Annotated in this window: 26 protein-coding genes; 9 read left to right on the top strand and 17 right to left on the bottom strand. The window is 69.1% G+C overall.

Annotated features, from left to right (window positions below; translation table 11 throughout):
- Positions 1–55 precede the first annotated feature (55 nt).
- Entirely contained in the window at positions 56–439 is a 384-nt protein-coding gene (locus tag MFF13_RS16985; protein WP_147831221.1) for a CsbD family protein, read from the top strand.
- Positions 440–714: 275 nt separating this feature from the next.
- Positions 715–1,224: a MarR family winged helix-turn-helix transcriptional regulator gene (locus tag MFF13_RS16980; protein ID WP_147831223.1), complete on the top strand. Its 510-nt coding sequence runs from the start codon at positions 715–717 to the stop codon at positions 1,222–1,224.
- Positions 1,225–1,245: 21 nt separating this feature from the next.
- Here the strand turns inward: MFF13_RS16980 and MFF13_RS16975 are convergent, their stop codons facing one another.
- The gene (locus tag MFF13_RS16975) at positions 1,246–1,689 is read right to left on the bottom strand and encodes a DMT family transporter (RefSeq protein ID WP_147750654.1); all 444 of its coding nucleotides are present in this window, start codon (positions 1,687–1,689) and stop codon (positions 1,246–1,248) included.
- Positions 1,690–1,823: 134 nt separating this feature from the next.
- Here MFF13_RS16975 and MFF13_RS16970 point away from each other — a divergent pair, with 134 nt between their 5' ends.
- Complete coding sequence (locus MFF13_RS16970; RefSeq protein WP_147831227.1) at positions 1,824–2,555, top strand: DUF3750 domain-containing protein; 732 nt, start codon at positions 1,824–1,826, stop codon at positions 2,553–2,555.
- Between the two features lie 16 nt (positions 2,556–2,571).
- Here the strand turns inward: MFF13_RS16970 and MFF13_RS16965 are convergent, their stop codons facing one another.
- From MFF13_RS16965 to MFF13_RS16945, 5 genes are all read right to left on the bottom strand, one after another.
- Entirely contained in the window at positions 2,572–3,945 is a 1,374-nt protein-coding gene (locus tag MFF13_RS16965) for an LLM class flavin-dependent oxidoreductase (protein WP_147831229.1), read from the bottom strand.
- On the bottom strand, positions 3,942–4,595 hold the full coding sequence (locus tag MFF13_RS16960; protein WP_147750651.1) for a methionine ABC transporter permease: 654 nt from the start codon (positions 4,593–4,595) through the stop codon (positions 3,942–3,944). Before MFF13_RS16960 ends, MFF13_RS16965 begins: the two co-directional genes overlap by 4 nt.
- Positions 4,576–5,709, bottom strand: a complete 1,134-nt coding sequence (locus MFF13_RS16955; protein WP_373322567.1) for a methionine ABC transporter ATP-binding protein — start codon at positions 5,707–5,709, stop codon at positions 4,576–4,578. Before MFF13_RS16955 ends, MFF13_RS16960 begins: the two co-directional genes overlap by 20 nt.
- 2 nt (positions 5,710–5,711) lie before the next feature.
- Positions 5,712–6,512 (bottom strand): MetQ/NlpA family ABC transporter substrate-binding protein, encoded by an 801-nt coding sequence (locus MFF13_RS16950; RefSeq protein WP_147831233.1) that lies wholly within the window; start codon positions 6,510–6,512, stop codon positions 5,712–5,714.
- Positions 6,513–6,598: 86 nt separating this feature from the next.
- Complete coding sequence (locus MFF13_RS16945) at positions 6,599–7,399, bottom strand: MetQ/NlpA family ABC transporter substrate-binding protein (RefSeq protein WP_238272572.1); 801 nt, start codon at positions 7,397–7,399, stop codon at positions 6,599–6,601.
- 367 nt (positions 7,400–7,766) lie between these two features.
- On the opposite strand from MFF13_RS16945, the gene MFF13_RS16940 reads away from it, so the two are divergent.
- Both MFF13_RS16940 and MFF13_RS16935 read left to right on the top strand, forming a co-directional pair.
- A complete protein-coding gene (locus MFF13_RS16940) occupies positions 7,767–8,423 on the top strand; it encodes a DUF47 domain-containing protein (protein ID WP_238272571.1) in 657 nt (218 codons plus the stop codon).
- Positions 8,424–8,428: 5 nt separating this feature from the next.
- Positions 8,429–9,433: an inorganic phosphate transporter gene (locus MFF13_RS16935; protein ID WP_147750684.1), complete on the top strand. Its 1,005-nt coding sequence runs from the start codon at positions 8,429–8,431 to the stop codon at positions 9,431–9,433.
- A 43-nt stretch (positions 9,434–9,476) separates the two neighbouring features.
- On the opposite strand, the gene MFF13_RS16930 is transcribed toward MFF13_RS16935, so the two are convergent.
- Positions 9,477–9,944 carry a YeeE/YedE family protein gene (locus tag MFF13_RS16930; protein ID WP_373322566.1) on the bottom strand — a complete coding sequence of 156 codons (468 nt, stop codon included), beginning with the start codon at positions 9,942–9,944 and terminating at the stop codon, positions 9,477–9,479.
- Positions 9,941–10,375: a YeeE/YedE family protein gene (locus MFF13_RS16925; protein WP_147831235.1), complete on the bottom strand. Its 435-nt coding sequence runs from the start codon at positions 10,373–10,375 to the stop codon at positions 9,941–9,943. The genes MFF13_RS16930 and MFF13_RS16925 overlap by 4 nt, the downstream gene beginning before the upstream one ends.
- A 358-nt stretch (positions 10,376–10,733) precedes the next feature.
- Here MFF13_RS16925 and MFF13_RS16920 point away from each other — a divergent pair, with 358 nt between their 5' ends.
- The 4 genes from MFF13_RS16920 (at position 10,734) to MFF13_RS16900 (ending at position 15,773) form a co-directional block, all read left to right on the top strand.
- Positions 10,734–10,931 (top strand): hypothetical protein, encoded by a 198-nt coding sequence (locus tag MFF13_RS16920; RefSeq protein WP_147750683.1) that lies wholly within the window; start codon positions 10,734–10,736, stop codon positions 10,929–10,931.
- Between the two features lie 28 nt (positions 10,932–10,959).
- Positions 10,960–11,820: a serine O-acetyltransferase gene (gene cysE / locus MFF13_RS16915; protein WP_373322565.1), complete on the top strand. Its 861-nt coding sequence runs from the start codon at positions 10,960–10,962 to the stop codon at positions 11,818–11,820.
- 490 nt (positions 11,821–12,310) lie between these two features.
- The gene (locus MFF13_RS26425; protein ID WP_147750647.1) at positions 12,311–13,702 is read left to right on the top strand and encodes a family 2B encapsulin nanocompartment shell protein; all 1,392 of its coding nucleotides are present in this window, start codon (positions 12,311–12,313) and stop codon (positions 13,700–13,702) included.
- Entirely contained in the window at positions 13,689–15,773 is a 2,085-nt protein-coding gene (locus MFF13_RS16900) for a family 2A encapsulin nanocompartment cargo protein cysteine desulfurase (RefSeq protein WP_147831239.1), read from the top strand. The genes MFF13_RS26425 and MFF13_RS16900 overlap by 14 nt, the downstream gene beginning before the upstream one ends.
- Before the next feature lie 1,009 nt (positions 15,774–16,782).
- Here the strand turns inward: MFF13_RS16900 and MFF13_RS16895 are convergent.
- Genes MFF13_RS16895 through MFF13_RS16855 form a run of 9 tightly spaced genes read right to left on the bottom strand, consistent with a single transcriptional unit; the run spans position 16,783 to position 19,167 of the window.
- Positions 16,783–16,977, bottom strand: a complete 195-nt coding sequence (locus MFF13_RS16895) for a hypothetical protein (RefSeq protein WP_238272569.1) — start codon at positions 16,975–16,977, stop codon at positions 16,783–16,785.
- Positions 16,974–17,156, bottom strand: a complete 183-nt coding sequence (locus tag MFF13_RS16890) for a hypothetical protein (protein ID WP_238272568.1) — start codon at positions 17,154–17,156, stop codon at positions 16,974–16,976. The genes MFF13_RS16895 and MFF13_RS16890 overlap by 4 nt, the downstream gene beginning before the upstream one ends.
- Positions 17,153–17,452 (bottom strand): hypothetical protein, encoded by a 300-nt coding sequence (locus tag MFF13_RS16885; protein ID WP_238272567.1) that lies wholly within the window; start codon positions 17,450–17,452, stop codon positions 17,153–17,155. Before MFF13_RS16885 ends, MFF13_RS16890 begins: the two co-directional genes overlap by 4 nt.
- Positions 17,449–17,697: a phage terminase large subunit family protein gene (locus MFF13_RS16880; protein WP_238272566.1), complete on the bottom strand. Its 249-nt coding sequence runs from the start codon at positions 17,695–17,697 to the stop codon at positions 17,449–17,451. Before MFF13_RS16880 ends, MFF13_RS16885 begins: the two co-directional genes overlap by 4 nt.
- On the bottom strand, positions 17,694–17,987 hold the full coding sequence (locus MFF13_RS16875; protein ID WP_238272565.1) for a hypothetical protein: 294 nt from the start codon (positions 17,985–17,987) through the stop codon (positions 17,694–17,696). The genes MFF13_RS16880 and MFF13_RS16875 overlap by 4 nt, the downstream gene beginning before the upstream one ends.
- Before the next feature lie 3 nt (positions 17,988–17,990).
- Complete coding sequence (locus tag MFF13_RS16870; RefSeq protein ID WP_238272564.1) at positions 17,991–18,350, bottom strand: hypothetical protein; 360 nt, start codon at positions 18,348–18,350, stop codon at positions 17,991–17,993.
- 3 nt (positions 18,351–18,353) lie between these two features.
- Positions 18,354–18,614: a hypothetical protein gene (locus MFF13_RS16865; protein WP_238272563.1), complete on the bottom strand. Its 261-nt coding sequence runs from the start codon at positions 18,612–18,614 to the stop codon at positions 18,354–18,356.
- 2 nt (positions 18,615–18,616) lie between these two features.
- Positions 18,617–18,946, bottom strand: coding sequence for a hypothetical protein (locus MFF13_RS16860; protein WP_238272562.1), 330 nt, complete (start codon positions 18,944–18,946; stop codon positions 18,617–18,619).
- Complete coding sequence (locus MFF13_RS16855; RefSeq protein ID WP_238272561.1) at positions 18,943–19,167, bottom strand: hypothetical protein; 225 nt, start codon at positions 19,165–19,167, stop codon at positions 18,943–18,945. Before MFF13_RS16855 ends, MFF13_RS16860 begins: the two co-directional genes overlap by 4 nt.
- Positions 19,168–19,335: the final 168 nt, after the last annotated feature.

The raw sequence follows: 19,335 nt of genomic DNA, 5'->3' as shown, positions 1-19,335 counted from the left end.
CGGCCCACGACGCCGTCCCGCCCCCCTTTTCACCCCTCACCGACGGAGCCCGACCATGAACCGCGATGAATTCCGTGGCGCCAAGCGCCACCTCAAGGGCCGCGCCCAGACCACCCTCGGCGGCCTCACCGGCGACGCCGGCCGTCAAGTCCGCGGCGCCGTCGACCAAGTGGCCGGCGGGGCGCAGTACGCCTACGGTCGCGCCCGAGACCGGGCCGAGGACCTGATCGACGACGGCACGCACCTTGCCCGCGAGGCCCGGCGCCGCGGTGAATCGCTCGTCGACGACGGCAGCCGCTACGCCCGCGACGCGCGTCGCCGTGGCGAGACCTACGGCCGGCAGGCCCTCGGCTACGCCGACGAGAACCGCGCCACCACCCTCATCGCCTTCGCCGCCGTGGCCTTCGCCGCCGGCTGGCTGCTGCGTCCCACGCGCTGACACCCACCGAACAGGACAGCCCCCATGATCCGCAAGCTCCTCACGGCGTTCATCGTGCCGAAGCTCATCGCCTATGTCGGCCGGCGCTTCGGCGGCGGCGTCGGTCGCCGCCCGCGCTGAGCCATCCCAGGCTCCGGAGGCGTCCGCATCCGGAGCCGGTTACCGCGGCCCGACCCAGCGGTCCGATCGGAGCGCAGTTAAACGCAGGCATATGCCTGCATCTTCGGTCATGGTATCTGGGCATCGTCGGCAAGCCGGCCGACACGAGGCGAACGATGGCGAAGGGTGTGCGAGCCCGCACCGATGTGGAAGTCGCCTCCGGCACCCATCGGAGCCGGTGCAGCAACGCCGCCCTGCGTAAGGCGACGCGCAACATCGGGCAGCTCTACGACGAGGTGCTGGCGCCGTGCGGCCTGCGCACGACGCAGCACAGCCTGCTCGTGACGGTCCGCGCGCTGGGCACCCCGACCATGGGACAGCTCGCCGAGACCATGGTGATGGACTTGTCCGGCCTCGGCCATACGCTGAAGCCGCTGGCTCGCGACGGGTATCTCCGCCTCGTCCCCGACGCGGCCGACCGCCGCGTCCGCCGCGTGGCGCTCACCGATCTCGGCGCCGCGAAGCTGGAACAGTCGATCCCGCTCTGGCAGGACGCGCAAACGCGCTTCGAGGCCGCCTTCGGCCGCGAGCGGACCGATGCGCTGCGCGACGTCCTCGCCGCCCTGGCCAGGCCGGGGTTCCGCGCGGCGTTCGCTCGAGGCGCGCGACCCGACGAGGCGGGCTGACCCGACCGCGCCGGCGATTCCTCAGAACAGGGCGACCAGGGCGACGCCGCCGACCATCAGGATGCCGCCGAGGATGCGCCAGGGCGTCGCCGGATGCACCGCGAAGCCGACCCAGCCGAAGTGATCCAGCAGCACCGAGGTGACGACGCCCGCCGTCACCAGCAGGCCGAGGAAGGCGCCGGCGCCGATCTCGCGGGCGATCAGCAGCTGCGTGATCACGATGCCGCCGCCGAAGACGCCGCCGAACCAGCCCCACCATGGGATCGACGCCATCCCCCCGGAGGACGGCCAGGACAGACGGCCGGTGACGAGGCCGACGACGAGCACGGTGGTGGCCGTGGTGATCCCGACGACGAGGCCGGCGGTGATCGGCTGCGAGAAGCCCTTGGCCAAGGCCGCGTTCTGTCCGGGCTGGATGGCGTTGGCGATCCCGGCGAGCAGGACGACGCCGTAAAGGTACCACATGCGAGGATTCCAGGCCGGTGGGGGTGATGCCGTCCGGCCGACCAACCGAGGCGCGATGACGCCGCACCGCTCTGCCAACCGCCCGGCGCCGTCCCTAGATCCGAACTTCCCGCCCTGTCCCGGACCCGACCCGCGTGCTCCGCATCGCCCTCCTCGTCTTCGTGTTCGTATTCCTCGCCCCGATCGCGGTGTCGGCGGCCCTCTACTACCTGCGCAACGACGTCGCCGACTGGCGCACCGCCGACCGGTCGAGCGCCGGCCTCCTGCCGCCGGCGGCGCAGAACCCGGCGGCCGTGGTGCGGGTGTTCTCGGCGCGGACGGTGAGCTGGCGCGGCATCATCGCGAGCCACAGCTGGATCGTCGTGAAGGGCGCGGGCGACCGCGCCTACCGGCGGTTCGACTACACCGCCTGGGGCATGCCGATCTGGGTCGACCGCTTCGTGCCGGACGGGCGCTGGTTCGGCAGCGTGCCGGAGCTGGTCTTCGCCGCCGACGGGGCCGATGCGGAGCAGATGCTGCCGCGCATCCGCGAGACCATCGCCACCTACCGCTATGCCAAGCTCGGCGACTACCACCTCTGGCCCGGGCCGAACTCGAACACCTTCGTGGCCGCGGTGATGAGCGCCGTACCGGAGATGCGCGCCAGCCTGCCGGCGACGGCGATCGGCAAGGACTTCCCCTACGACGGCCGCTGGGTCGGCCTCACGCCGTCGGGAACCGGGTTCCGGATCAACCTCGGCGGCTATCTCGGGCTGACGCTCGGCTGGGTCGAGGGCTTCGAGGTCAACCTCCTCGGCGCCGTCGCGGGCCTCGACATCCGCCGCCCCGGCCTCAAGCTGCCGGGCCTCGGCCGCGTCGGCATCTGACCCGTCGCGCCGGCCGTCAGCCCGTGACGGCGGCGGCGCTGCGGTAGGCCTGCGCTGCGTGGCGGGCGGGCAGGCGGTCGCCCTGGCCGAACAGCTTGTTCCGAAACGAGCCCGGCGCGTAGCCGGTCTTGTACAGGCCGCGGTCCTGAAGCTCCGGGATCACGACGTCGATGAAGTCGGAGAAGCTTTCCGGCACGACGATGCGGCTGAGGTTGAACCCGTCCACCTCGCCCTCCTCGACCCAGGATTGCAGCTCGTCGGCGATGGCCACGGCGTCGCCGGTCAACACCGCGTAGCGGCCGCCGAGGCCCATTTCCGAGAGTAGGTCGCGCTTGGTCAGCCCGCGCTTGGCCGCGGCCGCGGTGGCCGACTGGATGGCGTTGCCGGGGGCGTAGGAAATCGGCTCGTCGAGGCCGTAGCGGGAAAAATCGATGCCGGTGGAGGCGGAGAAGTGCGCGAGCCCGGCCTCGGCGCTGGCGTAGCGCATGTACTCGGCGCGCTTGTCCTCCGCTTCGGCACGGGTGCGGCCGGGGATGGCGGCGATGCCGATGAACACCTTCACGTCCTGCGGGTCGCGGCCCGCGGCGGCGGCCTCGGCGCGGATCGCGCGGACGGCCTCCCGGGCCGAGTCCTTGTCCCGCGCCGAGATGAAGACGCACTCGGCGTGCCGTCCCGCGAAGGCGCGGCCGCGGCCGGAGGCGCCGGCCTGGTAGAGGACGGGCGTCCGCTGCGGCGAGGGCTCGCACAGGTGGTAGCCGTCGACCGACAGGAACTCGCCGCGATGGGAGACCGGCCGGATCAGCGCCGGATCGCTGAACACGCGGGCCTCGCGGTCCCGGCGCACCGCCGCGTCGTCCCAGCTTCCCTCCCAGAGCTTGTAGAGCACCTCCAGGTACTCGTCGGCGTAATCGTAGCGCCGGTCGTGGGCCGGAAGCGCCTCGCCGCGGCCGCGGTGGGCGCTCTCGAGGTAGCCGGTGACGACGTTCCAGCCGACCCGCCCGCCGGTGAGGTGGTCCAGCGTCGAGAGGCGCCGGGCGAAGGTGTAGGGCGCCTCGGCGAAGACGTTGAGCGTGATGCCGAAGCCCAGGTGCTCCGTCACCGCCGCCATGGCCGGAACGATCAGCGTCGGGTCGTTCACCGGCAGCTGCACGGCCTCCCGCGCCGTCACGCCGATGCCGCCGCCGTAGATGTCGTAGACGCCGAGGATGTCGGCGATGAACATCCCGTCGAACAGGCCGCGCTCCAGAAGCTTCGCCTGGTCCGTCCAGTAGCGCAGGGTGTTGTACTCGGCCGAGCGGTCGCGCGGATGGGTCCACAGGCCGTGGTTGATGTGGCCGACGCAGTTCATGTTGAACGCGTTGAGCCGGATCTGCTTGGCGGCGCCTGTCATCGCGCCCGAAGCCTCCGCACCACGCTGTCGCCCGTGAACTGCACGAGGCAGACGAGGACGATCAGGATCGCGATCACCACCGACATCACGGTCGTGTCGAAGCGCTGGTAGCCGTAGCGGATCGCCACGTCGCCGAGCCCGCCCGCGCCGACCGCGCCGGCCACGGCCGAGGCGCCGATCATCGAGACGATGGTGATGGTGAAGCCGCCGACGATCCCCGGCAGGGCCTCGGGCAGCAGCACGTGGAGCAGGATGTGGCGGCGTCGGCAGCCGATGGATTGGGCCGCCTCGACCAGTCCCGGATCGACCTCTCGCAGCGAGACCTCGGCGATCCGCGCGAAGAACGGCGTCGCGCTCACCGCCAGCGGAACGATGGCGGCCCAGACGCCGATCGTGGTCCCGACGACGAGCCGGGTGAACGGGATCAGCGCGACCAGCAGCACGATGAAGGGCACGGCGCGGAAGCCGTTGACGACAACGCCCACGAGGCGGTTCGCCCGCGGGGCCGGAAAGATGCCGTTAGGCCCGGAGGTGACGAGGAACAGCGCGAGCGGGATGCCCGCCAGCACCGCGATCCCTGCCGACACGCCCACCATGAAGATCGTGTCGAACGCCGCCTGCCAGAGGCGGTCAATCATCTGCGGCGACATAGCCGATCCCCTCCACGGTTTCCCCGATGGCCCTCAGTCGGGCCTCCGCCTCCGTGCCCTCGGCGGCGATGAGCATGCGGCCGACGGCGTGCCCCTGGATGCGCTCGACGCCCGCCTGCAGGAGCCGGACCGTGCCGCCCGTCGCCGCGACGAGGGCCGACAGGTCGGGCGCGGACCGTCCGGAATAGGTGATCCGCAGCACGGCCTGCGCGCCCGGCACGGGATGCGGCAGGAGCCGCTGCGCCAGCTCGTCGGGCACGTCGCGGGTAAGCGGCGCGAGCAGCGCCCGCGTCGCCGGGTGCTCGGGCGCGCCGAACACCCGCCAGACCGGCCCGGATTCGGCGACCCGCCCGGCTTCCAGCACCAGGACGTCGGTGCAGACCTCGCGGATCACGCTCATCTCGTGCGTGATGAGGATGATGGTCAGGCCGAGCCGCCGGTTGATGTCCCTCAGCAGGCCGAGGATCGACAGGGTGGTCTCCGGGTCCAGCGCCGAGGTCGCCTCGTCGCAGAGCAGGATTTCGGGGTCGCTGACCAGGGCGCGGGCGACGCCGACCCGCTGCTTCTGCCCGCCCGAGAGGCGCGACGGGTAGGTGTCGGCCTTGCCCTCCAAGCCGACGAGGCGCAGCACCTCGTCCACCCGGCGCGCGATCTCCGCCGGCCTGATCCCGGCCACCTTGAGCGGCAGGGCCACGTTCTGCCGGACGGTCTTGGCGGACAGCAGGTTGAAGTGCTGGAAGATCATGCCGATGCGGCGGCGCAGGGCCACGAGGCCCACCGTTCTCAAGGCCTCGATGGGCTCGCCGTCGACCAGCACCCGGCCCGAGGTCGGCTCCTCCAGCCGGTTGACGGTTCGGAGCAGGGTCGACTTGCCGGCGCCCGAGCGGCCGATGATGCCGAAGATCGCCCCGGACGGAACGTCGAGGCTGACGTCGTCCAGCGCGCGGACCTCGCCGCCCGCGGAGCGATAGGTCTTCGAGACGTTCTCGAACCGCACCGTGCCGGCGCCGCGCCGGGCTGCCTCGTCCCAGGCGGCGGGGATCACGTCCGCCGCGAGCCGGTTCGGCCTCGCCGAATCCGTCGCCCCGAGGCTGTCCAAGGCCAAGCTCACCATCGTCAGTTCTGCCACGCGAGCAGGTACAGCTTGTCGCTGTCGGCGAAGGATGTCTTGATCTGCTGCTTCACGGCCTCGGAGTTCTGGAAGATCTGGACGAATTTCCGGATCGTCGGGTCGTCCTTGCGGGCGGCCTTGGTGACGAAGCTTACGGCAAACAGCTTGTCCTCGATGCCGGAATAGATCAGCCCGCTCGTCGGATCGAAGGCGCCGGCGGCGACGATGAAATGCGGGTAGCCCTGGGCGAGGTCGACGTCGCCGGTGATCCGCACCAGCTGCGGCCCCTCGACTTCGGTGAATTTCAGCTTCTTCGGGTTCTCGACGACGTCGTCGACGGTGCCGAGGAAGCCGACGTCGTCCTTGAGCTTGATGAGGCCGGCCTTCTGCAGCAGCAGCAGGCCTCGGCCCTGGTTCACCGGATCGTTGGCGATGGCGACCTTGCCCCCCGCCGGGACCTGGTCGAGGCTCTTATGCTTGAGCGAGAACAGACCGATGTTCTGCAGGATGCCGAGCCCGACGATGTCGAACCGGTAGCCCTTCTGCTTCGACGCGTTCTCTAGGAAGGGGCGATGCTGGAAGAAGTTCAGGTCGATGTCGCCGGCATCGAGGGCGACGTTGGGCGTCGTCCAGTCGCTGAACTCGATCACCTTCACGTCGATGCCCTGCGCCTTCGCCTCATTGGCGGCGGCGGTGACGGCGTCGCTGTAGGCGCCCGGCACCGTGCCGATCTTCAGGGTCTCGGCCTGGGCGGCCATCGCGCCGACAGACAGGAGGGCGATGGCGAGGGTCTTCAGGAAGCGCATCGGTCGTGGACTCCGCTCGCCCGTTTCGGCGAGGACAGGGCAGGATGGGGCTGTCGAAGGGCGGGTGATGGCCGCGTCCGCGCCGGTCAGGACGGGCGGACGGGGACGACCGAGCCGCGGTAGCGTTTGCCGATGAAATCCGCGACCTCGGCCGAGGTCAGCAGGGTTCCGAGGCGCAGCACCCGGGGATCCTTCGCCAGGCCCTCGGTGGTGACGAGGACGTTCGCATACGGGTTGCCCTCGGCGCGTTCGAGCGCCAGCGCATCCCGCGCAGGCTCGAGCCCCGCTTCGAGCGCGTAGTTGCCGTTGATGACCGCGAGCGCCACGTCGTCGAGGGAGCGCGGCAGTTGCGGCGGGGCGATCTCGACGAAGCGGAAGTTCTTCGGGTTCTCGACGAGGTCGTCCACGGTGGCGTTCACGTCCGCCGCCTTCGCCCGCAGGCGGATCAGGCCGTTGGCCTGAAGCAGCGACAGCCCGCGGCTGGTGTTGGAGACGTTGTTCGACAGGGAGACGACGCCGCCGGCCGGCAGGTCCGCGAGCGCCTTGGCACGGCGGCTGTACAAGCCCAGGGGCTCGACATGCACCGCCGCGACGACGGCGAAGCGCATCCCCATGGCGGCTTCCTCAGAGCGTAGGAAGGGGACGTGCTGGAAGAAGTTGGCGTCGGCGTCGCCGTCACGCAGCAGGGCGTTCGGGCGCAGATCGCCCGAAATCTCGATGACCTTCAGCGGCAGGTCGGGGGCGAGCTTGTCGACGACGAACTCGAGGATCTCCGCATGCGGCAGCGAGGAGGCCACGACCCGCAGGGGCGCCGAGGCGGCGCGGGCCGGCCCGATGCTCAGGGCGAGGGCGCCGGACAGGAAGACGCGACGGGTCGATGCAGGCACGGCGCACGCTTTTCGATTGAATTTCGGTGACGAAGACTGGTCTTGGTATCTCGAAACCAAGGTTCCGCATCAAGAGCAGCGATTGCCGAATTTCGGCCCGTTCGAAGGGGATCGTCACCGTGTTTCGCGGCGCGAGGATAGCGATGTTCTCCTGGCCTGTTGTCGCGACGGGATTCACGCCGAGGCGGCATCGTCGCGCCGGCCGCGATCGCCTCCGGCGTGCCCGCGACGATGGGAGGGCCGACCCAGAAGTTAGCCGACTTTCCGACGCGCCTTGGAACGCCTCAGCTTGGTCTCGGGTTTTGCTGCCACGCACGCAGCCAACGGCAGTTCGGCCGAGCGTCACGGTCACCCGAGGGGTCGTTCGATGCTTGGCTGGTTTCGCGCCCTGATGCCGCGGGAAGACCGCTTCTTCGATCTCTTCGCGCGGCATTCCCACACCTTGGTCGCCGGCGCGGAAGCCCTCCAGGGCGTACTGCAGGGCGGTGCGGAGGTTCCGCGTTACTGTCAGGTGATCGTCGACCGGGAGCAGGAGGCGGACGCCATCGCCGCCGAGGTCCTGCTGGCGGTGCGCCGCAGCTTCATCACCCCGTTCGACCGCGGCGACATCAAGGACCTGATCCAGTCGATGGACGACGCGATCGACCAGATGAACAAGACCGTGAAGGCGGTCCAACTCTACGAGCTGCGCGACTTCACTCCCCTGATGCGCGCCATGGGCGAGACGGTGATCGAGGCGGCCCGCCTCACGGCCGAAGCCGTACCGCTGCTCAATGCGGTGGGAAGCCATGCCGGGCGCATCAACCAGCTCACCGAGGCGATCACCCAGATCGAGGGCCACTCGGACGCGTTGGAGGAGCAGGGCCTGAAGGCGCTCTATCAGGCGCATCGCCGCGACGGCGGGGACGGCGACGCGATGGCCTACATGATCGGCGCGGAGATCTACGGGCACCTGGAGGACGTGGTCGACCGCTTCGAGGACGTCGCCAACGAGATCAGCGGCATCGTGATCGAGAACGTGTGACCGCCATGGAGGTCACCACCCTCGCCCTCCCCTACCTCGTCGCCCTGATCGCGGTGGCGCTGGTCTTCGACTTCCTCAACGGGCTGCACGATGCGGCCAACTCCATCGCCACCATCGTCTCGACGCGGGTCCTGCGGCCGCAATATGCGGTGCTCTGGGCGGCGTTCTTCAACTTCATCGCGTTCCTGTTCTTCGGCCTGCACGTGGCCGAGACGCTGGGGACCGGCATCGTCGACGCCGGGATCGTCGACCCGCAGGTGATCCTCAGCGCCCTCGTCGGCGCCATCGTGTGGAACGTCGTCACCTGGGTGTTCGGCATCCCGTCGAGCAGCTCGCACGCGCTCGTCGGCGGCCTCGTCGGGGCGGGCGTCAGCAAGGCGGGCCTCGGCGTCGTGGTCTGGTCGGGCCTGGGCAAGACGGTCGCGGCCATCGTGCTGTCGCCGCTCATCGGCTTCGTCCTGGCGCTCGTGCTCGTGCTCGTCGTGTCCTGGAGCTGCGTGCGGGCGACGCCGTTCGGCGTGGACAAGACCTTTCGCGTGCTGCAGTTCGCCTCCGCCTCGCTCTACTCGCTCGGGCACGGCGGCAACGACGCGCAGAAGACCATGGGCATCATCGCGGTGCTGCTCTACTCGCAGGGCCGGCTGACGGGCGACTTCCACGTGCCGCTCTGGGTGGTGCTCGCATGTCAATCCGCGATGGCGCTGGGCACGCTGTCGGGCGGCTGGCGCATCGTGCACACGATGGGATCGCGGATCACCCGGCTGAACCCGACGCAGGGCTTCTGCGCCGAGACCGGAGGGGCCATCACGCTGTTCCTGGCGACGTGGCTCGGCGTGCCGGTCTCGACGACGCACACGATCACGGGTGCGATCATCGGGGTCGGCGCCGCGCGGCGGACCTCGGCGGTGCGCTGGGGACTTGCCGGCAACATCGTCGTGGCTTGGGTCGTCACCCTGCCAGCTGCGGCCGGCATCTCGGCGGCCTGCTACGCGCTGACCCGGCTTTTTTGAGCTGAGAAGCCGAACGCACGGTGCTCATCCGCGGTCGAACGGTTCACCGGAACGCTTTCGACGACGAAAGCGGCTCCGGCACCACCGCGTCCGTTCGCGTCGTCCAGGCGTGACCGGCCATACCGGCCAGCATCGCGAGCACGAACACGACGACCGGCAGGCCGCCGATCGACAGCGCCGCGACGGCCGGGCCGGGACAGAAACCGGACAGCCCCCAGCCGATCCCGAACAGGGCGGACCCGCCGACGAGGGCCGGATCGATCCGGCGGTTCGTCGGAATTTGGAAGCGTTCGTCGAGGACCGGCCGCGGCAGGCGGCGGGATAGCAGGTAGCCGAGCGCCGAGACCGTGACGGCGCCGCCGAGCACGAACATCAGGCTCGGATCCCAAGGTCCGGTCACGTCGAGGAAGCCGCGGACCCGCACCGGATCGAGCATGCCGGAGAGCGACAGGCCGAGACCGAAGACCAGGCCCGCGGCGAGCCCCGCGAGGATGCGCCAGAGGCCGATCACCACGACACGCCCGAGGTCGGCATCAAAGTGCGCATCAGCGCCACCGTCGCCATGCCGGCCGCCAGGAAGGTGAGCACGGCGACGAGCGAGCGCGACGAAAGCCGCGCCAACCCGGCGACGCCGTGGCCGCTGGTGCAGCCCGAGCCGAGCCGGGTGCCGAACCCGACGAGGAGGCCCGCGACGACGAGAACCGGCAGGGAGGCGACGATCCGCATCTCCGGCCAGGCCCCGGCGAGCCACGCGAAGGCGGGTGGCCCGAAGAGCAGCCCGGCGACGAAGGCGGCGTCCACGCGCCGGCGCTCGCCCCTGTCGGTGCCGAGGCCGACGACCAGGCCGCTGATCCCGGCGATGCGGCCGTTCAGCAGCAGCAGCATCGCGACCGAGAGGCCGATGAGCGCGCCGCCGGCGAGCGCGGGGAGAAAGGCGCTCATGCCCGCACGCCGCGCCGAGGCACCGCGCGCACGGCCGTGTCGCCGCGGCACGCAGCCGATAGGCGGCTTTCGACAAGGGACTTCATCATCCGCGGGGGTTCCGGCCGACCGGAAATGCCGACATCTCCTCCGGCCTATCGCGCCCCTGGAACGGAAACAAGGCTTGCAATCGAGGTTCGCATCGCTAATTATCCAATTCAAACAATTACTTAACGGAATATTCATGCTGCTGGACAGGGCTTCCGCCACGCAAAGCTTCTCCGATTTCGACGCGACGGAGGACATGGACTCTCCCGCCCCTTCGGTCGCGGATCGGCCTCGCCGGCCGGCGGCGAATCGGACCGCACGGGCCGATTCCATCGTCGAGGGCGACCAGGTGATCTTCGCACGGCTCGACGTGGCGGAAGCGCTCGGCATCTGGCGCCATGCGCTGGGCCGCGTGGTCGAGACGCATGCGGAGGCGCCGGCGGCGAGCCTCACCCTGGACGTGAAGTTCGACGGCCACGAGACCCTGCACCGCTACCTGCCGGATCTCTTCAAGAAGCAGGCGGCGTGAGGATGCCTTTCGAATCGAGGATCGTCGCGTGAGTCTCGGCGCCATTTTGGAGGCGCGCTCCGCCCTGCCGCAGGCGCCGCTGCGGACGACGAGCCGAAGCACCTCCGTCGACGCCGTCTGGCAGGAGGTCCGTCGCGAGGCGGAGGCGGCGCTCGTCGAGGAGCCGCTCTATGCCGGCATCATCCAGGCGACGGTACTCGACCAGCGCAGCATCGCGCAGGCCTTCGCCTACCGGCTCGCGCATCGGCTCGGCGACGGCGACCTCTCCCGGCTGGCGATGCGCGACCTGTGCCTGGCGGCATTCGAAGCCGACCCGCATGCGGGCGCCCACGCGGTGCGCGACCTCGTCGCCATCCGCGAGCGCGACCCGACCTGCCGCCGCTATCTCGATCCGTTCCTGTTCTACAAGGGGCTGGCGGCGCTGGAGGGCTACCGCGTCGCGCATTGGCTCTGGCACCAGGGCCGGGCGACGCTGGCGCTGCACGTGCAGAGCCGGATCTCGGAGGTGTTCGGCGCCGACATCCATCCGGCGGCGCGGATCGGTTCGGGCGTGTTCATCGATCACGCCACCGGCGTGGTGATCGGCGAGACCACGGTGATCGCCGACGACGTCTCGATCCTCCAATCCGTGACCCTCGGCGGCAACGGCAAGGAAAGCGGCGACCGCCATCCCAAGATCGAGCGCGGCGTGCTGCTCAGCGTCGGCGCCAAGGTGCTCGGCAACATCCGCGTCGGCGAAGGCGCCCGGGTCGCCGCCGCCGCGGTCGTGCTGCACGACGTACCGGCCCACACCACCGTCGCCGGCGTGCCCGCCCGGGTGGTGTCGAAGCTGCCGCGCAACGAGGAGCCGGCGCAGAGCATGGACCAGTTCTTCGGAGACGGGATCTGACCCGACGATGATTCGACTTGGGCGCCGTTGAAGGCTGCCGCCCGATCTCGGCGGAATCAAAGGTCGCAAAGGCCGGCCACGCCACTCGTGACCCGGGAAGAGGCGCAAGGCCGCGCGGACCGGCTCCGCCGCACGGGACGCCGTTGAAGAGGATTTCCCGTCGAACCTCGCGTTCGGAGCGTAATTTCTAGAATTTCATTCTCTCGAGATGCCCTTTTCCAGAAATCGTCCTCATCATACGGTCGATAGACAGGAAGCGATACTGCAGCGCTCCACAAATTCGGAATATTATTCTATTGACGATGCGTCGCAGTCGAGGCTAGACCGTCATTCTATCCCGATGCTGCATAGGTTTCGCAACGGCATGTAAAGCATTCGATTTCTTAGCCGAGCGTGCTTGCTCTCAACGCAGCGTTAATGCGGCTGATCGATCGCGCCTGTTCTTCAGAGGGCGCGACACAATTCAAAAACAAAGTGGGGACGACCGGACATGAGCGGACAAGGACTGAGCGTGGGCGCATCGGCAGCACGCAATCTATCGACCGCGACCGTCACCTCGGTCCAGAACCTCGCGAACACCCCGCGCTGGCTCCTGCGGCTGCTGCCCTTCGTCAACGTGGACGGCGGCGTCTACCGCGTGAACCGGCGCGCCGTGGTGCTGGCCAAACCCGGCCGCATCGACCTCGCCACGGACGGCAACGCCCGCACGATCAGTCCCGCCTCGCTCCGCGCCGTGCCGGCGTTCAGCCGCCTGGGCGACGCCGAGCTGTCCGCGCTCGCCGGCAAGTTCACCGAGAGCCGGCACAACGCCGGGGAGACGATCTCGGAAGGCGGCGCCGGCGACCGCAGCCTGACCGTCGTCGCCGACGGCACCGTCGAGCTCTCGCTGTCGGGCCCGTACAAGAACCGCCTGCGCTCGGGGCTGGCCACCCGCGGCGACTTCTTCGGCGACGAAACCCTCGTCGGCGACGGCCAGCCCGCACCGGCCGTCAAGGCGCTCTCGGCGGTGACGCTGCTGACCCTCGACCGCGCGGCGCTCGACGACGACGCGGTCAAGAACCGCATCGCGCACTATGTCGAGGAGCGCGACCGCCTGAAGGGCCACACCAACAGCCACGGCGAGCAGGGCATCGAGCTGCTGGCCGTGCACACCGGCGCGCCGCGCCTGCCGACGACCTTCGTCGACTACGAGATCGATCCGCGCGAGTACCATCTCTCGACGATCCAGACGATCCTCAACACCCACACCCGCGTCACCGATCTCTACTCGAACGAGATCGACCAGCTCCGCGAGCAGATCCGCCTGACGGTGGATGCCGTGAAGGAGCGCGAGGAGTGGGAGCTGCTTAACAACTCCGAGTTCGGCCTCCTCAACGAAGTGGGCGGGCGCCAGCGCATCCCGACCCGCTCGGGTCCGCCGACCCCGGACGACCTCGACGAGTTGCTGACCCTCGTCTGGAAGAAGCCCGCCTTCTTCGTCGCCCACCCCCGCGCCATCGCCGCCTTCGGCCGCGAGGCCACCCGCCGCGGCGTGCCGCCGGTCGTGGTGCACCTGTTCGGCGCCCCGTTCCTCACCTGGCGCGGCGTGCCGCTGGTGCCGAGCGACAAGCTACCGATCGACGTCGACCCGGCCACCGGCGCGCAGACCACCTCGATCCTGCTGCTGCGCGTCGGCGAAGGCGAGCAGGGCGTCGTCGGCCTGCAGAAGTCCGGCGTCACCGGCGAGATCGAACCGGGCCTGTCGGTGCGCTACATGGGCACCAACGACCATTCCATCGCCTCGCACCTGGTGACCCGCTACTTCTCCGCTGCGGTCCTGGTCGAGGATGCGATCGCACGCCTCGATAACGTGCTGCTCGGCAACTACCATGACTACGCCTGAGGCCGGCGCGTTGAGCACGTCCGCCATCGGCATCCCCACGGGCGACAGCGCCGCGTCCCTAGCCCACGCCGACCTCGTCGGGCGCCTCGCCCGCGAGATCTACGGCCAGGGGCAGGCGGCGTCCGCGCCGTTCGCCCCGTCGCCGCCGGCCTCGCCGCAACTGCCGCAGGGCCTGGAGAGCCTTCCCCAGGGCCCCGGACAGCCCTCGCTGCCGGGTGCCGGCCTCGGCACCCCCTCGGCGGCGTCGGGATTCCAGCCCGACGCCGCCAGCCTCGGCGCGCGCAATGTCGGCGGCCCTGCCGCCGGGATTCTGGGCCTGACGGGGCCTTCCGCGGCGAACCCGTTCGGCGGGACGCCCGCGCCCGCCGGCGCCGGCTTCCTCGACACGGCGACGATCCCGTCGGTGCATCCGCTCGCGGACCCGCTGGCGTCGCAGCGCGGCGTTCCGTCAGCGCGGCACGGCCTGCCGGAATTCTTCGTGCCGAGCCTGCCGGACGTGGCCGCCTTCCTCCCCGGCGGACCCGACCTGCATCGGCGGGTCGCGGCGGATCATCCGCGCGCGAACGCCTTCGCCAGCGCCGTCGCGCCGAGCCTCGTGCCGGCCGACCCGTCGAAGGCCGGCGTCGACATTGCCCAGGAGAACTTCCAGCGCACGGGCCGCCCTTCCGGCGACCCCGTGCGGACGGTGAAGCATGGCGGCGACCAGCCGTTCACGTCGGGCGACTATTACTTCCTGACGGGATCGCCGCGGAACGCCAAGCCGCACGCCAAGCTGCAGGCCGCGCCCCGCGTCGAGCCTTCACGGCATCACGGCCCGGTTCCGCGGGTTACCTCGACCCCGTCGAGCCTGGTCGGCGCCCCCTTCGACGTCGAGCGTGTCCGCAAGGACTTTCCGGCCCTTCACCAGAGCGTGAACGGGCATCGGCTGGTCTGGCTCGACAACGCGGCGACCACGCACAAGCCGCAATCGGTCATCGACGCGACCTCCGAGTTCTACGCCCGCCACAACTCGAACATCCACCGGGCGGCGCACACGCTGGCCGCCCGCTCCACCGACCTGTTCGAGGGCGGCCGCGAGAAGGTGCGCCGCTTCCTCAACGCCCCATCGAAGGACGACATCGTCTTCGTGCGCGGCACCACCGAGGCGATCAACCTCGTGGCGAACTCGTACGGACGCGCCAACATCGGCCCGGGCGACGAGATCATCGTCTCGACGATCGAGCATCATGCCAACATCGTACCCTGGCAGCTGCTCAGCCAGGCCACCGGCGCGACCCTGCGCGTGGTCCCGGTCAACGATCGCGGCGAGATCATCTTCGAGCAATACGCGGCCCTGCTCTCAGGGAGGACCAAGATCGTATCGGTGACCCACGTCGCCAACGCGCTCGGCACGGTGAACCCAGTCCGCGAGATCATCGCGCTGGCCCACGCCTACGGCGTGCCGGTGCTCGTGGACGCCGCGCAGTCGACGCCGCACATCCCCATCGACGTGCAGTCGCTCGATGCCGACTTCGTGGTCTTCTCCGGTCACAAGGTGTTCGGGCCGACCGGCATCGGCGCCCTCTACGGCAAGACGCACCTGCTCGAGGCGATGCCGCCGTGGCAAGGCGGCGGCCACATGATCGAGGACGTCACCTTCACCAGGACGGTCTACAAGGGCGCGCCCGAGAAGTTCGAGGCGGGCACACCCGATATCGCCGGCGCCGTCGGCCTCGGCGCGGCGCTCGACTACCTGGAGAGCGTCGGCCTCCCGGCCATCGCCGCCTACGAGCACGACCTGCTCGACTACGCGCAAGCGGGTCTCGCCGACATCAAGGGCCTGCGCCTGATCGGCACCGCCCGCGAGAAGGCCAGCGTGATGTCCTTCACGATCGAAGGCCAGGCGAACGAAGCGGTGGCCCACCATCTCGACCGCCACGGCGTCGCCGTCCGCTCCGGCCACCACTGCGCCCTGCCGGCGTTGCGACGCTTCGGCGTCGACCAATCGATCCGCGCCTCGCTGGCCTTCTACAACACCCGCGAGGACGTGGACGTCTTCCTCCAGGCTCTGCACCGCCTGGCGCGGCACTAGCGGGTCAAGATTTCCGTTGCTGCAGCTTGCTTGATCGAACGAGACGTCGATGCCATTAATCTGGCACCGGCATCTCGCCGTTTCACGCGTCTATCCATTGACTTTTTGTACCAATAAATTCGACTTGATCAATAAATCGATCGAAACATAAATTCAATGTCGATTTGTTATATCAAAACCAAGACGTAATATATTATTTTTAAATATATGAGATCTGTCAATCCATGACGACCGCCACGCGATTGCCTTCCACGCGGCTCGACCAAAGATACCGGTCAGGTGAGCGGCGTTTGATCCCGTAGCGCATCGCGCCTCCGGACGATCGAGATGCCGGTGTCGATCTCGCGATAGAGGCTGAGGTGGAACAGGTCCCGGCATTTCCGGTCGGCGGCGAACCGATTGCGCGGCTCTCGCGCAAACCTTTGATTGTGCTGATGCTCTCTGAGCCGGGAAGACCCGTTTCCGAAAGGAAACTTTGGTCGGAGTGGCAGGATTTGAACCTGCGACCCCCACGTCCCGAACGGGGGGACGAACGGTGTCCGCCTCCCAGGCCGGTCCGGTTTCCGCTCTGCGCCGCGCGTGGTTTCCTGCTCGGCCATCGGCGCTCATCGTTCGCAATCCGTGGCCGTGGAGCCTGAACCTGTGGCCGACATGTGGCCCGAGGCATACCTACGGCCCTGGTGAGTTCCAAGCCTCACCGCAGCTGCACGACCGTCCGTTAACCACGGATCCTGTTCCGGCGTGACGGCGGGGACGGTGTTCGGTATGAAGATGGTCCCTGCCCTAATGGGTGGGGATTACCCCGGCGTATTCGCCGTCAGGTTCGATAAGTCGCTGCCCTGCCCTCGTGCGTGGGGATGACTTCAGGGAAGGCCTTGGGGAAACCCGGGGCCTTCCTTCGTTCAGGCTCGCGGCGGGCCGTCGCCCCACGCGATCGCCAGGCCGACGGCGGTGCCCAGCGGGATCGACAGGACGACCCAGATGACCAGGACCTGCCATGCCCCTTGGGTCATGGCCTCGTCCTCCCCACCCGGCGCCGGTCGTTGCGGGTCTCGCGGTTCACGGCGTGCGCGATCCACGTGGCGAGCGCGATCCGGATCGGGATCTCCCTCTCGGCCGGGCCGTCCCCGGGACGCTCGGCGATGATCCGCTCGACGTCGCGGTAGGCCCCGAGGGCGATCGAATCGATGGTGGCCTGCCTCACGATACGATCTCCGTCACCGGTGGACGGACCCGCTCGATCAGGCGCACCTTGTCCATGTCGATCTCGCAATCGTTGCCGGTCGCGAATGCGCACCGGCCGGTGAACACGCCGTCGTAGATCTCCACGACCTGCGGCTCGTTCCCTTCGACGGAAGCCCACCAGAATTCGCGCTCGTTCATGCCGTCACTCCCATGGCGATCTCGATGCACGTGGCCCTGGTCCGCTCCCACAGGGCGTCGTGCTCCCTCTTGATGGCGAGCCTGACCAGGCGGCCGGCGGATCCCGGCGGGTGGTCCCAGAACGATCCGGGATTCCTGCGGTAGAGACGGGCGTTCTCCCGCCACTCGGCCCGCATCGCCGGCGGCCGGAGCGCCCAATGCCGGCGGCATAGGAAGCCCCCGTCCACGAAGCCGTCCTCGGTCGGCGCCGTGATCCGGCAGAACGGGACGGCGCAGCGGGCGCGACCGGGCTTCATGGCGTCTCGTCCTTCCCCCGCGCCATCGCCTCCTGGATCGCCTCAAAGATCACCGACCGAGTGTTCCCGACCTGCGAGGGCATGCGGATCATGACCCGCTCGATGGGGTGGTCGCCGAACCTCTTCATGAGCTCCACGAGGTACGGTGTGGCATCGCTGCGGTAGCGGCAGTCGCCGAGCTCGACCTTCCCCTCGGTCCACGCATAGGGGTCGACCTCGTCGAAGATGATGATGTGCTCGCTCATGAGATGCGTCCCTCCGGTCGGACGAAGCCGGCCAACGTCAGGATCTGCAGGGCCCGCTCCGCGTCGTTCTCGTACTCGTCGCAGCTAACCCGAAGCGTCTCGCGGACGGCTTCGAGGTCGGTCATCGCCTGAAGCTCGACCCCGTACTGTCGCTCCGCCTCAGCCTTGAGGGCGGCTGCCTCGGCCTGCTCGGCCTTGAACCGGCGGACCCAATCCTCGTGGTTGGCGACCTCGCCGGGGGTCATCCCCGCGTATAGGCGCGCTAGGCTGCGGACCTTCGACGGCGACATCGCTCAGGCCTCCCCCATCTCAGCGCGGACCTTGGCGACGATGCCTTCCAGCACGGCGAGGACCTGCGCGAATCCCGCGCTGGCGGCCGGACCGGTGCGGAAGTTCCCCTCGGCAAGGGCGACCTTCTCGTAGGAGATCGTGATCTCGGCGTCGGTGAACTCGGTGCCGCCGAAGCCGGCATAGGGGCGGTGGCCGGCGACCGAGATCTCCAGGCTGCTGCCGTCGGACATGATCGCCATCCCGCTGCTCCGGGCGAACGGGTAGCCCTCGTGGTCCTCCTCATCGACGACCGCGCTGGCGAACGCCGGCAGGGCCATCTCCTCGCTGCGGATCGTCGTCGTGCGGATGTTGATGCGCGCCATGGTTCAGGCCCTCTCGGGGATCGGTTGCAGCCCGAGCAGTTCGAGCCATGCGGTCCAGACGAATTCGACGGCGGCCTTGGCCTCAGCCTCGGTCGCCGCGGTGCCGGCCATGTCCAGGCCCGGCACCTTCGGCAGCGTGAGGGCCCACTCCCAGGCAGGCTTGCCCGGGCGCAGGTCGCGCGGATGGAAGGTAAGGACGTGGGCAACCGGCTTCTCGCCGCTGAAGCCCTGCCGCCCGCCGGGACCCGTCTCGACCCAGCGCATGGTCAGGCCTCGTCCTGAAGCAGGTTGCGAAGGTCCCGTTTCACGCTCTTGCGGCCGGCCTTGTGGCCGAGCATCTCGCCGACCTGGTGCCCGGACATGAAGGCTTCGTAGAGGGCCTTCAGGACGTCATCCGACGGCTTGTCGCCGACGAGGTTCTTCGACACCCGGAAGAGGGAATCGTCCCCCCGAACGAACTCCCAGCAGTTGAAGAACGTGTACCCACCCTGGATCCGGTCGTCGGTGATGCGGATCTTGCCGAAATGGATCGTCGCGTAGGTCTGGCCGTCGGAGTTGCGCCAGTTGTCGTCGGTTTTGCGGATGTGATCGATCACGACCGGCCCTCCGAGATCAGGCCCCGGGCGACCATCACCGTGTAGACGCCACCGGCGAGCTGGCGGTCGTTCAGGCCGTCGCGGCGTCCCTGCACGAGGACGTCCTCGATGATGCTCCAGGGCGTCTCGGGCTCGGGCGGGAACCACCTCGGCGCCTTGGGGAACCGCTTGTGGAGCGGCGCCCGGATGTGCTCGGGGATGACCTCGCGGGGGAGGATCATGCCGCCACCTCGTCGATCGGCTTCGGCGCCAGGTGCGCGGCCATGTAAAGGGCGGACCAATTCCAGGCCGCTGTGGCGGAGTAAAACCAGGCCAGTGGCGGCCGGCAGCTTGAACGATGAAGGGGCCCGATCGGGCGCCTTCATCGTTCAAGCTGCCGGCCGCCACTG

Origin of the sequence: Methylobacterium cerastii, from assembly GCF_022179125.1 — a bacterium.
Lineage (GTDB): Bacteria > Pseudomonadota > Alphaproteobacteria > Rhizobiales > Beijerinckiaceae > Methylobacterium > Methylobacterium cerastii.
Note: the sequence above shows the minus strand (reverse complement) of the source record. Positions and strands in the feature narration are given on the sequence as shown.

Excerpts from the sequence above, each read along its gene's own strand:
- MFF13_RS16975 (WP_147750654.1), bottom strand. The coding sequence starts at position 1,689 with ATGTGGTACCTTTACGGCGTCGTCCTGCTCGCCGGGATCGCCAACGCC.
- MFF13_RS16985 (WP_147831221.1), top strand. The coding sequence starts at position 56 with ATGAACCGCGATGAATTCCGTGGCGCCAAGCGCCACCTCAAGGGCCGC.
- MFF13_RS16900 (WP_147831239.1), top strand. The coding sequence starts at position 13,689 with ATGACTACGCCTGAGGCCGGCGCGTTGAGCACGTCCGCCATCGGCATC.
- MFF13_RS16940 (WP_238272571.1), top strand. The coding sequence starts at position 7,767 with ATGCTTGGCTGGTTTCGCGCCCTGATGCCGCGGGAAGACCGCTTCTTC.
- MFF13_RS16855 (WP_238272561.1), bottom strand. The coding sequence starts at position 19,167 with ATGATCCTCCCCCGCGAGGTCATCCCCGAGCACATCCGGGCGCCGCTC.
- MFF13_RS16875 (WP_238272565.1), bottom strand. The coding sequence starts at position 17,987 with ATGTCGCCGTCGAAGGTCCGCAGCCTAGCGCGCCTATACGCGGGGATG.
- MFF13_RS16870 (WP_238272564.1), bottom strand. The coding sequence starts at position 18,350 with ATGGCGCGCATCAACATCCGCACGACGACGATCCGCAGCGAGGAGATG.
- MFF13_RS16865 (WP_238272563.1), bottom strand. The coding sequence starts at position 18,614 with ATGCGCTGGGTCGAGACGGGTCCCGGCGGGCGGCAGGGCTTCAGCGGC.
- MFF13_RS16925 (WP_147831235.1), bottom strand. The coding sequence starts at position 10,375 with ATGAGCGCCTTTCTCCCCGCGCTCGCCGGCGGCGCGCTCATCGGCCTC.
- MFF13_RS16980 (WP_147831223.1), top strand. The coding sequence starts at position 715 with ATGGCGAAGGGTGTGCGAGCCCGCACCGATGTGGAAGTCGCCTCCGGC.
- MFF13_RS16955 (WP_373322567.1), bottom strand. The coding sequence starts at position 5,709 with ATGGTGAGCTTGGCCTTGGACAGCCTCGGGGCGACGGATTCGGCGAGG.
- MFF13_RS16935 (WP_147750684.1), top strand. The coding sequence starts at position 8,429 with ATGGAGGTCACCACCCTCGCCCTCCCCTACCTCGTCGCCCTGATCGCG.
- MFF13_RS16950 (WP_147831233.1), bottom strand. The coding sequence starts at position 6,512 with ATGCGCTTCCTGAAGACCCTCGCCATCGCCCTCCTGTCTGTCGGCGCG.
- MFF13_RS16960 (WP_147750651.1), bottom strand. The coding sequence starts at position 4,595 with ATGTCGCCGCAGATGATTGACCGCCTCTGGCAGGCGGCGTTCGACACG.
- MFF13_RS16880 (WP_238272566.1), bottom strand. The coding sequence starts at position 17,697 with ATGAGCGAGCACATCATCATCTTCGACGAGGTCGACCCCTATGCGTGG.
- MFF13_RS16965 (WP_147831229.1), bottom strand. The coding sequence starts at position 3,945 with ATGACAGGCGCCGCCAAGCAGATCCGGCTCAACGCGTTCAACATGAAC.
- MFF13_RS16890 (WP_238272568.1), bottom strand. The coding sequence starts at position 17,156 with ATGAACGAGCGCGAATTCTGGTGGGCTTCCGTCGAAGGGAACGAGCCG.
- MFF13_RS16885 (WP_238272567.1), bottom strand. The coding sequence starts at position 17,452 with ATGAAGCCCGGTCGCGCCCGCTGCGCCGTCCCGTTCTGCCGGATCACG.
- MFF13_RS26425 (WP_147750647.1), top strand. The coding sequence starts at position 12,311 with ATGAGCGGACAAGGACTGAGCGTGGGCGCATCGGCAGCACGCAATCTA.